This window comes from Azospirillum sp. UFLA03-27 (assembly GCF_059803775.1).
Window position 1 is genome coordinate 1 of sequence record NZ_JAUQTX010000218.1, and the last position, 11,238, is coordinate 11,238.

The 11,238-nt window shown below is 68.7% G+C and carries 12 protein-coding genes; 1 reads left to right on the plus strand and 11 read right to left on the minus strand.

The window, feature by feature from the left end:
* Positions 1-149: 149 nt before the first annotated feature.
* Positions 150-662: an invasion associated locus B family protein gene (locus Q4I23_RS25030; protein ID WP_014239253.1), complete on the minus strand. Its 513-nt coding sequence runs from the start codon at positions 660-662 to the stop codon at positions 150-152.
* Between the two features lie 279 nt (positions 663-941).
* Between Q4I23_RS25030 and Q4I23_RS25035 the strand changes: the two genes are divergently transcribed.
* Positions 942-1,970 carry a Fe(3+) ABC transporter substrate-binding protein gene (locus Q4I23_RS25035; RefSeq protein ID WP_454020470.1) on the plus strand — a complete coding sequence of 343 codons (1,029 nt, stop codon included), beginning with the start codon at positions 942-944 and terminating at the stop codon, positions 1,968-1,970.
* A gap of 67 nt (positions 1,971-2,037) precedes the next feature.
* Here Q4I23_RS25035 and Q4I23_RS25040 read toward each other — a convergent pair whose 3' ends face one another.
* The 10 genes from Q4I23_RS25040 to lhpI form a co-directional block, all read right to left on the minus strand.
* Positions 2,038-2,886, minus strand: a complete 849-nt coding sequence (locus Q4I23_RS25040) for a pirin family protein (protein ID WP_498528017.1) — start codon at positions 2,884-2,886, stop codon at positions 2,038-2,040.
* A gap of 104 nt (positions 2,887-2,990) precedes the next feature.
* The gene (locus Q4I23_RS25045; protein WP_498528018.1) at positions 2,991-4,715 is read right to left on the minus strand and encodes an ABC transporter permease; all 1,725 of its coding nucleotides are present in this window, start codon (positions 4,713-4,715) and stop codon (positions 2,991-2,993) included.
* Between the two features lie 131 nt (positions 4,716-4,846).
* Entirely contained in the window at positions 4,847-5,497 is a 651-nt protein-coding gene (gene upp / locus Q4I23_RS25050; protein ID WP_014239248.1) for a uracil phosphoribosyltransferase, read from the minus strand.
* 108 nt (positions 5,498-5,605) lie between these two features.
* Entirely contained in the window at positions 5,606-6,520 is a 915-nt protein-coding gene (locus tag Q4I23_RS25055; RefSeq protein WP_174452021.1) for a diguanylate cyclase, read from the minus strand.
* 184 nt (positions 6,521-6,704) lie between these two features.
* A complete protein-coding gene (locus Q4I23_RS25060) occupies positions 6,705-7,349 on the minus strand; it encodes a phosphoribosylanthranilate isomerase (protein WP_109138558.1) in 645 nt (214 codons plus the stop codon).
* Between the two features lie 12 nt (positions 7,350-7,361).
* The gene (gene pyrF, locus Q4I23_RS25065; protein WP_498528019.1) at positions 7,362-8,075 is read right to left on the minus strand and encodes an orotidine-5'-phosphate decarboxylase; all 714 of its coding nucleotides are present in this window, start codon (positions 8,073-8,075) and stop codon (positions 7,362-7,364) included.
* Between the two features lie 104 nt (positions 8,076-8,179).
* A complete protein-coding gene (locus tag Q4I23_RS25070; protein WP_498528020.1) occupies positions 8,180-8,800 on the minus strand; it encodes a hypothetical protein in 621 nt (206 codons plus the stop codon).
* Positions 8,801-8,842: 42 nt separating this feature from the next.
* Positions 8,843-8,986: a hypothetical protein gene (locus Q4I23_RS25075; RefSeq protein WP_014239243.1), complete on the minus strand. Its 144-nt coding sequence runs from the start codon at positions 8,984-8,986 to the stop codon at positions 8,843-8,845.
* A 100-nt stretch (positions 8,987-9,086) separates the two neighbouring features.
* Positions 9,087-10,199, minus strand: a complete 1,113-nt coding sequence (locus Q4I23_RS25080) for an NAD(P)/FAD-dependent oxidoreductase (protein ID WP_498528021.1) — start codon at positions 10,197-10,199, stop codon at positions 9,087-9,089.
* Between the two features lie 14 nt (positions 10,200-10,213).
* Positions 10,214-11,170 carry a bifunctional Delta(1)-pyrroline-2-carboxylate/Delta(1)-piperideine-2-carboxylate reductase gene (gene lhpI / locus Q4I23_RS25085; protein WP_498528022.1) on the minus strand — a complete coding sequence of 319 codons (957 nt, stop codon included), beginning with the start codon at positions 11,168-11,170 and terminating at the stop codon, positions 10,214-10,216.
* Positions 11,171-11,238: the final 68 nt, after the last annotated feature.

Consider the following 11,238-nt stretch of genomic DNA (forward strand, 5'->3'; position numbering starts at 1 on the left):
TCGTCGGCCGTGTTCTCCTCAACCGAAAAGAATCACGACCAACCGGCCGTGCACAGCCCTTTTTCCGCATCCTGCTAAGGCAGGACCGGAAACGACAAGGGCGCGGATCACTCCGCGCCCTTGTCGTTTATGCCATCCGGTTCGTCCGGTCACTGCAGGCTGCGCTGCATCTCTTCGAAATTGCGCGAGAAGCCGTTCAGCGGGAAGTCGATGTCGCGCTTGCCGGCGCGCAGGAAGTTCACGCGGACCAGCACCGTGGAACCGTTGCGGAACTGGTCGACCACGCGGCCCGACACGAAGTTCGGGAACATGCACATGTTGAGCGTGGCGATCTGCGTCTCGATCCGCGGCTGGCGGTCGACGCGGATGGCGCAGTTGTCGATCATACCCTGGCTGGTCGTCAGGAACAGGTGGTAGTCGTTGCCGGTCGGGATGACGCTCAGCGCCACGAAGCCGACCTCCTTGCCGTCGTCGAACAGCCGGTAGTTCATCAGCCGGCAGACCTTGGTGTCGGTCATCCGGTCGATCTCGCAGCGGCTGGTCCAGGCGCCTTCCGGGCCGTACTCGGCGGCGGATTTGGAGAAATCGACGGCGGAGGCCGGTGTGACGGCCAGCGCGGACAGCAGCGCCGCACCAAAAGCGAAGAGACCTGTCCAACGCATCCTGACGCTCCCCATCTGTCGTCCCGTTCGGCCGCTAGCGATCCCGCACGACGGCGGTTACCGCAAACGGATTATAGGCATACCCTAAGGACGAACAAGCCTTTACACCTTTGGTTGGCGTCTTAGTCCGCGATGATCGTTCCGCTCCGCATCCTTTTTGAATATTGAGAATGGTTATCGTTCACGCTTGACACCCCGGCCCCCGAATGGTCAAGTCGGTGCATGAGAACGCTTCGCAATTGCGGGCGTGAACCGACAAGAATTCGGGAGTCATTGAGGATGCACATCGGATCGCGCGGCGTGTTTGCCGCCACCTTCGCCGCCACGCTGCTGACCATGACGGGTCTCGCCAGCGCCGCCGAGGTGAACATCTACTCCGCGCGCCATTATGATGTGGACAAGGACCTTTATGACGCCTTCACCAAGAAGACCGGCATCAAGATCAACGTCATCGAGGGCAAGGAAGAGGAGCTGATCGAGCGGATGAAGACCGAAGGCGGCAACAGCCCCGCCGACGTGTTCATCACCGTCGACGCCGGCCGCCTGTGGCGCGCCCAGGAGGCCGGTCTGCTCCAGCCGACCCGCTCCAAGGTCATGGAGGAGGCCATCCCGGCCCACCTGCGCGAGCCGGAAGGCCATTGGTTCGGCATTTCCAAGCGCGCCCGCATCCTGGTCTACAACAAGGCCTCGGTGAAGCCGGACGAGATCAAGACTTACGAGGAGCTGGCCGATCCGAAGTGGAAGGACCGCGTCCTCGTCCGCTCCTCGACCAGCGTCTACAACCAGTCGCTCGTCGGCTCGCTGCTCGCCGCTCACGGCGAGAAGGCGACCGAGGAGTGGGCCAAGGGCGTCGTCGCCAACATGGCGCGCAAGCCGCAGGGCGGCGACACCGACCAGATCAAGGGCGTGGCCGCCAACGAAGGCGACGTGGCCGTGACCAACACCTACTACTTCGCCCGCATCGCCTCCTCCGCCAAGCCGGAGGACAAGGCCATCGCGGAGAAGCTGGGCGTGATCTTCCCCAACCAGGGCGACCGCGGCACCCACGTGAACGTCTCCGGCGCCGGCGTCATGAAGAACGCGCCGAACAAGGAGCAGGCCGTCCAGTTCCTGGAGTATCTGGTCAGCCCCGAGGCCCAGAAGATGTTCACGGAAAAGAACTACGAGTACCCGATCGTCGCCGGGGCCGAGACTGCGCCGGTGCTGGTGACCTGGGGCAAGTTCAAGGAAGACCCGCTGAACGCCGCCGTCTACGGCAAGAACAACGCCGAGGCTCTGAAGATCATGGATCGCGCCGGCTGGAAGTAAGCCACCGTCCGGCGTAGCGAAGGGGCGCGTCCCAGCGGTGGAGACGCGCCCTTTTCGTTTGTGCGGTTTAGAATTTTCCCTCTTCGTAGTCGCGGTAGGCTTGAATCACCTCCTCGCGGCTGTTCATGACGAAGGGACCGCCCCAGGCCACCGGCTCACCGAGCGGGCGGCCGGAAAGCAGCAGGAAGCGCGCGCCGGACGGGCCGGCGGTGATTTCCGCCCGGTCACCCTCGCCCAGCACCAGCACCCGCGGCCCGCCCAGCCGGACGGAGCTGCCAGGCGCCACCACCGATCCTTCGAAGACCACCAGCGCCGCCGCGTGACCGGCGGGCACCGGCTCGGAGAAGGTGGCACCCGCCGGCAGACTGACGTCGAAGTAGCGGGCCTCCGTCGGGCCGCTGCGCACCGGGCCGGCGGTGCCGTTGCCGGTGGTGCCGGCGATCACCGTCACCGTCGTCCCGTCTTCACGCGTCTCGACCGGGATGCGGTCGGCGGCGAACTCCTGGTAGGCGGGGTCCGACATCTTCAGCCGCGCCGGCAGGTTGATCCACAGCTGGAAGCCCTTCATCAACCCTTCGGTCTGCTCCGGCATCTCGGAATGGATCACGCCGCGCCCCGCGGTCATCCACTGCACGCCGCCGGTCTCGATCACGCCCTCATGGCCGTGGTTGTCCCAGTGGCGCATGCGGCCGGCCAGCATGTAGGTGACCGTCTCGAAACCGCGGTGCGGGTGGTCGGGGAAGCCGGCCAGATAGTCCTGCGGCGTGTCGGACCCGAAGTAATCCAGCATCAGGAAGGGGTCGAGCATGCGCAGGCGCGGCGTGCCGACCATGCGGGTCATGCGCACGCCGGCCCCGTCGGACGCTTCCATGCCTTCGACGGCGGTCAGGACGGGGCGGACGGTTTCGGCGCTCATCGGACGCTCTCCTCAGGCAAAATCGCTGAGAGAGAGGTATTCTTTCCAGAGCGCCGGATAAAGCCCCAGCGCCGCTCAACACTGTTGCGGCAGGGGCAACAGCCTCACTCGTCCGTCTGGCCGGGACGGGAGCGGCTGATGGACAGGCTGAGCAGGATCACCGGCACGATGCCGACCGCGACGATGGCCAGCGCCCCGGTGGCGGCCTCGGTCAGCCGCTCGTCGGAGGCCAGCGTGTAGACGCGCACGGCCAGCGTGTCGAAGTTGAAGGGCCGGACGATCATCGTCGCTGGAAGTTCCTTCATCACGTCGACGAAGACCAGCAGGCCGGCGGTCAGCAGGCTGCCCCACATGATCGGCGCGTGCACCCGGATCAGCGTCCGCCCCGCCGTGTGGCCGAGCACGCGCGAGGCGAAGTCCATCGTCGGGCGGATCTTGCCCAGGCTGGCCTCGATCGTGTTGAAGGACACCGCCAGGAAGCGCACCAGATAGGCGAAGAGGACCGCCGCGATGGTGCCGCTCAGCAGCAGACCGGTGGACACGCCGAAGGTCTGGCGCATGAAGGCGTCGACGGCGTTGTCGAGATGGGCGAAGGGAATCAGCACGCCGACCGCGATCACCGAACCGGGGATGGCGTAGCCCATGGCGGCGACGCGCACCGCGCCCTTCAGCAGCGGCGTCGGGCGCAGCCGCTGCCCGTAGGCCAGGACCAGCGCCAGCGACACCGCCAGCACCGCGGCCAGCGCCGCCAGCGTGAAGCTGTTGCGGGCCAGCGTCAGGAACACCGGCCCGAAGGCCTGATCCCCGGCGGTCACCGCCATGCGCACCAGCAGACCGGCGGGCAGCAGGAAGCCGAGCAGCAGCGGCAGCCCGCAGGCCGTCATGGCGGCGGCGGCGCGCCAGCCCTTCAGCGCGTGCTTGGGCAGGCGGCGGTAGCGGGTGGTGGTGTGGTGATAGCGGGCCTGCCGGCGCGACCAGCGCTCCATCAGCACCAGCACCAGAACGAACATCATCAGCACGGCGGCCAGCTGCGCCGCCGCCACCGGCTGCCCCATGGCGAACCACGTCCGGTAGATGCCGGTGACGAAGGTGTTCACCGCGAAATACTGCACGGTCCCGAAATCGGCCAGAACCTCCATCAGCACCAGCGCGAGGCCGGCGACGATGCTGGGGCGGGCCAGCGGCAGCGCCACCGTGAAGAAGCTGCGCCACGGCCCGCGGCCGAGCGTGCGGCTGACCTCCAGCACGCAGACGGACTGTTCCAGGAAGGCGGCGCGCGACAGCAGATAGACGTACGGGTAGAGCACCAGCGTCATCATGAGCGCGGCGCCTTCGAGCGTACGGATGTCGGGAAACCAATAATCCCGGCGCGACCAGTGGAACACCTCGCGCAGCGCGGTCTGCACCGGGCCGACGAACTGGAGCAGATCTGTGTAGACGTACGCCATGACGTAGGCCGGCACCGCCATCGGCAGCAACAGCGCCCACTCCAGCGTACGGCTGCCGGGGAACCGGCACATGGTGACCAGCCAGGCGGTGCCCACCCCGATCACCAGCGTGCCCAGCCCCACCCCGAAGACGAGGCGCACGGTGTTCAGCAGATACTCCGCCAGCACCGTGTCGACCAGATGCTGCCACACCCCGTCCGTCGGCACGAAGACGCGGCTGATCACCGCCAGCACCGGCAGGGTGACCAGCGCCGCGATCAGCAGCGTCGCCAGCGTCCAGCCGCTGAGTCCGATGCGCTGCCACAGCGAGGAGTAGGAGGCGGCGGCCTGAACCGGGCCGCCAGGCGTCGGGCCGGGGGTTTGAAAGGTGTCCGTCGTCAAGGCCGGTTACGCCCATAGGGATGTGTCGAACGGGAGCCCTATGGTCTCACACTGTGCGAATAACTCGCAATGACAACATGCCGCATCCCTTTCCCCTGACGGTATGACAGGGATGCGGCCGCCGTTTGTGGTTACTTGGTGCCGAACATGCGGTCGCCCGCGTCGCCCAGGCCGGGGACGATGTAGGCGTTCTCGTCCAGATGGCTGTCGAGCGAGGCGGTGAAGACCTTCACCCGCGGGTGGGCGGCGGCGAAGACGCGCATGCCCTCGGGCGCCGCGACCAGCGCCATGAAGCGGATGTTCTCGTCGTCCACGCCGTGGCGGTTGAGCACGTCGCAGGCGTGGACGGCGGAGTTGCCGGTCGCCAGCATCGGGTCCACGACGATGAACAGGCGGCCTTCCGCCTCGGGCAGCTTCACCAGATACTCGTGCGGCATCTTGGTGTCGTGGTCGCGGTAGAGGCCGATGTGCCCCTCGCGCGCCGACGGCACCAGCTCGTGCAGGCCCTGGGCCATGCCGAGGCCGGCGCGCAGCACCGGCACGATGGCCAGCTTCTTGCCGGCGATGACCGGCGCGTCCATGGGCTGGAGCGGCGTGTCGATCCGCTCGGTCGTCAAAGGCAGGTCGCGGGTGATCTCATAGCCCATCAGCAGCGAAATCTCGCGCAGCAGGGTGCGGAAACCGCCGGTGGAGCGTTCCTTGGCCCGCATCAGCGTCAGCTTGTGCTGGATCAGCGGGTGGTCGAGGATGAACAGATTGGGAAATTCGGTGTGGGTGCGCATGGATCTCGTGCCGCGGCCTGTCTAGGCCCCGATCCTAACCCGACGGGCCCGCTTCGGCCAAGCCGCCCTTAAGCGATCCCGCCGGATGCACCGCTCGGGAGACGAAAATCAGCGGCGGTTGGGAAGCGCCGACCGCCCCGCCGCAACCTCCGGCTGGTCGACCCCGTAGCGGACCACCCGGTTGCGGCCGCTGTTCTTCGCCTGATAGAGGGCGCGGTCGGCGCAGACCACCATCTCTTCCACCGGCAGATCCTCCCCGGCCTCGACCAGCCCGAAGGAGGCGGTGACCGCGATCCGCCGCCCGTCCGGCAGCGTCACCGGGGTCCGCGCCAGCTCGCCGCGCAGCCGCTCGATGACCCGAAACCCCTCGGCGAGGCCGGTTTCCTTCAGGCAGATCAGGAACTCCTCGCCGCCCATGCGGAAGGCCTCGTCGAAGCTGCGGATGCCCCGGCTGATGGCGGCGGCGGTGGCGGCCAGGACGCGGTCGCCGATGTCGTGGCCGTAGGTGTCGTTGATGCCCTTGAAGCGGTCGATGTCGCAGATGGCGACGCAGAAGGCCGGGCCGTTCCGGCGGAAGCGGTTGTGCTCGCGCTCCAGCGCCTCCTGCATGCCGCGGCGGGTGCGCAGGCCGGTCAAGGGGTCCAGCCCGCTCGCCGCCGCCCCGAAGGCGCGCTCGACCCGGCGCAGATGTAGGACGAACTCCTCGAAGCGGGCGATCACCCCTTCGTAGTCGGCCTCGCTGGGGCTCTCGCCGCCGGCCGCCTTCAGCAGAAGCAGCTTGGCCTTGCGGTGCATCTGCTCATGCAGGGTGACCAGCTTCTCCACGGCGGGCTGGTGGGCCAGATCGTCGGCATTGACCGCCACGCACCACGCCGCGAAGGAGGCCGGCGCCGACACCCGCTCGCCCCCCTTCCCGCCGCGGAAGAAGACCGCGCGGTGCCATTGCCCGATCCATCGCAAATGCTCGTCGAGGACGAGGCCGAGGCTGTCGGATGGCGAGCGTGTGTCGGACGAGTTGGTCATCGGGCTTGCACGCCTTCCCTTCGGACACATCCACCGGTCGCGGCCAGCGGATGCCAACAGTATCGCACGAAGTCATAACCCGGGTCCGCAACCCGGTCGTGCGATTAAGTTGTGCTCATCCGCCAAAAGGGAAAGCCCCGCGGCAACATCGAATTTTATTCAAATGTCTCGCCGCGACGACACGTCACAGCCCGGCCACGCTGTCCAGGAAGCGGCGGATCAGCTCCGGGTCCTTGTGGCCGGGACGATCCTCCACGCCCGACGACACATCGAGCGCCGTGGCACCGGTGGTTCGCACGGCCTCCGCCGCGTTCTCCGGCTTCAGCCCGCCGGACAGCATCCAGGGCTTTGGCCAGCTCCGCCCGGCGAGCAGCGTCCAGTCGAAGGCGATGCCGTTGCCGCCCGGCAGGGCCGACACCTTGGCCGGCGGCTTGGCGTCGAACAGCAGACGGTCGGCCACCTCGGCGGCCTCCAGCGCGGCGGCCAGATCCTCCGGCCCGCCGACCTTGATCGCTTTCATCACCGGGATGTTGAAGGCCGCCTTCACCTCGGCGATGCGGCGCGGCGTCTCCTTGCCGTGGAGCTGGATCAGGTCGAAGGGAACCTGGCTGACCACATGCTCCAGGAAGTCGTTCTCCGGATCGACGAACAGCCCGACCGTGCGCACGCCGGTGGGGACCAGCCGCGCCAGCTCCGCCGCCATGGAGGGTGCGATGGAGCGCGGGCTCGGCGGGTAGAAGACGAAGCCGACGTAGCGCGCCCCGCCGGCCACGGCGGCGTGCAGCGACAGGGGCTCGGTGAGGCCGCAGATCTTCACGCTGACGGGCATTAGAAAACGTCCTTACAGTTCCGAAACGATGCGGCGGGCGGCGGCTTCCGGATCGGCGTCGCCGGTGATCGGGCGCCCGATGACCAAATGGTCCGCCCCGGCGGCCAGCGCCTCGGCGGGAGTCATGACGCGCTTCTGGTCGTTGGCGGCGGCCCAGGCGGGGCGGATGCCCGGCACCATCAGGATGAAGTCCGGCCCGCAGGCCTCGCGGATCAGCGCCACCTCGGCGGGTGAGCAGACAACGCCGTCCACCCCCGAGTCCTTGGCGAGCAGCGCCAGCCGCTTCACCTGATCGGCCACCGGGACGCTCTGCCCGACGGCCTGGAGGTCGGCGGCGTCCATGCTGGTCAGCACGGTGACGGCGAGGATCTTCGGACGGTCCGCACCCGCGCTGGCCGCGGCTTCCGCCGCCGCGCGCATCATCGCCGGGCCGCCGGAGGTGTGGATGGTCAGGAAGGCGGGCTTCAGCGGCAGCGCCGCCCGAATGCCGCCCGCCACCGTGTTGGGGATGTCGTGCAGCTTGAGATCGAGGAACAGCGGCGGGCCATCCTCGCCGATCACCGCGCGGATGCCCGCCGGGCCATGGGCGATGAAGAACTCCAGCCCCAGCTTGATCCCGCCGACCACCCCAGCGATCCGCCGGCCGAGGTCACGGGCGGTGTCGAGGTCGGTCGTGTCGACGGCGCAGAAGATGCGCGAGGCGGGCGCGATGCTGGGCGTGCTCATGGAAAAACGGCTCTCCGGACCCTGGAAGGTGGTGATGGCGCGCAGCCTAACAAGGGCCGGCGGCAATCACCAGACTTCCGGGGCCGGAGAGCGGAGCGGGACCGCTATTCGCGGTTCACGTCGACGCGCCCGGTCGGCGGAGTCGCAGGGGTGCCCATCGGAGTCGCGATCGGCGTGGCCGCCGGAGCGCCCGCCGCCGGGTTGGCGCCCTGCGTGTTGACGTCGCGCAGCGAGGCGGCGGCGGCGCGGCGGCGCTCCTCGGCGGCCTGATCGCTGTCGTAATCGGCGGTGGCGGCGTCATAGCCGCTCCAGCCGGCCTCACGGTAGCCCTGCGCCCGGCCGGGGATGTCCACCGAGCCGTGGCGCTGCATGACAGCCAGCGCGGAGTCGCACATCGCCTCCTCGACCCGGCCGACCAGCAGCACGCCGCCGCGGCGCACGCCCTCCGCGAAGACCTCCGCATCCTCCCGCGTCACGCCGACGCCGGTCAGCATGGAGACGCGGCGGTCGCGGGCGTCGAAATTCGGGTCCTCCCCGAAGTCGGCGGCGTGGCGCCAGCTTTCCAGCCGGTTCTCGGTGGCCAGACTGGCCGAGGAGCCCAGCTTCGCGCTGTCGGCGCCCATCATGGTGAAGTCCTGCCGCAGATTGGCGGCTTCGAGTTCGCTCAGCGCTCGTTCGGCGCCGGACAGATCGTCATACAGCGCGACAATGGTCTTCTTGTTCATGAACCCGCTCCTGTGCTGGTCCGATCCGGACGCGGTCCGGACTCAGAGGAAGAAATAGAGGAGGGCGAGGACCACCAGCACGACCAGCGCGATGACCCACCAGTTCATGGAGCCGGCCGCACCGCCCGTCGCCGTCCGGTTGCCGTCCGTGTCATAGACACCCACTTTGCGAGGTTCGTCGGCCATGGATGCTTCACTCCCTGTCGGTAAGGCTTCAGCCAACACAGGCTGATTGCCCTCTCAACAGGGGTGGAGCCGCACCGTTCCGCCGATGCCGGGAGGGCGCTCAGCGCCCGGCGGCCCAGTCCGGCAGTTCGGACGCCCGCGCCGGATCGGCTATGGCGCCCGCCAGCGCCTCGCCCAGCGCCGGGGCGAACTTGAAGCCGTGGCCGGAGCAGGCGCTCATCAGCCAGCAGCGGGCGGACAGCGGCTCGACCACGAAGCGCTCGTCGTCGGTCACCGTGTAGAAGCAGGTCGCCGCGTTGGCGAGGCTGTAGCGGTGGCCGTCCGCCAGCACCCGGCGGGCGCGGTCCAGCACGTCGCGTGCCTCGTCCGGATCAGGGTCGCGCTCGGTGTCCGGGTCGCCGACGCGTGAGAAGCGGTGGTCGCCCGCCTTTATCGTCGTGCCGGCCACCGGGGGCACGACGTAGACCCCGCTCTCGCCATCCGCGTCGATCAGCATCGGCGCCGTCGCCCAGACGCCGCGCAGCCCCTCCGGCGGCATCAGATAGGCCACGACCTGCCGCGACGGGGTCAGGCGCGCCGCCGTTTCCGGCAGCAGCTTCGTCACCCAGGCCCCGGCGGCGACCACCAGCGCGTCGGCGCCGATGGTCCGGCGGTCGGCGAGCGTCACGGTGGCGCGCTCCGCATCGATCGCCGTCACGGGGGCACGCGCGTGGACCGTCACCCCCAGCGCGTTCAGATGGTGGCTGAGCAGTTCCACAATGCGCCCGGCGAGCAGCACGCCACCCGACTCCAGATACAGCCCCTCCGCCACGGCGTTGGCGTCGACGAGCGGGAACTCCGCGGCGATCTGCGCCGGGGTCAGGCGGCGGACGGGATGGCCCAGCGACTCCAGCACTTCGACGCTGTCGGCCAGCCAGCGCCGCCCGTCCTCCGCCGAGGCGGTGCAGAGCGTGCCGCTGGGGACGAGCAGACGTTCGCCCAGATCGGTCCACAGCCGCTCCCACGCCTGGAAGGCGGTGTCGGCCATGCGGGCGTAGCCGGCGCTGGCGCCGTAGGCGTGGCGGAACAGCCGGTGCTGGTCGACGGAGCTGCCGAAGGGGTTGGGCACCTGCCCCTGGTCGAAGACCGCGACCTCGTGCCCGGCGCGGGCCAGCGCCCAGGCCGTGCACAGCCCCATGATGCCGGCGCCGACGACGGTGATGCGGAGAGTCATGATGGAAAAACGCCTCAGCGGATCGTGTCGTTGTGGATCACCATCTCCACCGCCAGCTGGGCGGCGCAGAGGTCTTCCAGCGCGGTGCCGACCGACTTGAACAACGTGATCTGGTCGTAGAAGCGGCGCCCGGCGCGCTGGCCGCGGGTGAGATCGTACAGGTCGCCGGCGATGTCCGCATCGGTCAGGATGCCGGCCTTCATCGGCTGCACGATGTCCCCCGCCTCCGTGCAGGCCCCCTCGCGGGTGTCCACGAAGACGCGGGAGCGGCGGATGCAGTCGTCGTCCGCCTCGCGCATCTCCGGAGTGAAGCCGCCGACGAGGTCGAGATGGGCGCCCGGCTGAAGCCAGTCGCCACGGATCAGCGGTTCCTTCGCCAACGTGGCGCAGGAGATCACCTGGGCGCCGCGCACCGCCCCTTCCAGGTCGGCCGTGGCCTCGATGCGGAATTTCGGGCGGTGGAAGCGGCTGGCCACCTTCTTCGCCTTCTCAAGGCTGCGGCCCCAGACCAGCACATGCTTGATCGGCAGGACGGTGGCGAAGGCCTCGATCAGTTCGGGCGCCAGCGCCCCGGTGCCGACCATCAGCAACCGTTCCGAGTCGGGCCGCGCGAGGTAGGAGGCGGCGAGCGCGGAGGCCGCCGCGGTGCGCCGCTTGGTCAGGGCGGTGCCGTCCAGAACCGCCTGGGGCATCCCCGTCTTGCCGTCCATCAGCAGGTAAAGGCCCTGCACCGCCGGCAGGTTCTTCGCCCCGTTGTCGGGGAAGACGGTGACCACCTTGACGCCGATGGACTGGTTGACCTGCCACGCCGGCATCAGCAGCAGCGTGCCGTCGCTCTGGCCATAGGTCTCGATCGTGTGGTGGTGCCGCATCGGCACCTCGACCCCGGCACGGAAGGTCTGCCGCATGCGCTCGATCAGCATGCGGAAGTGCAGGACGGATTTCAGCTCGGCTCCGGTGACGGTGCGCATCGGCGGCTCCCTCCACAGGTCCGGCACTGTCTCTTATACACATCTGACGCTGCCGACGATTATACGCG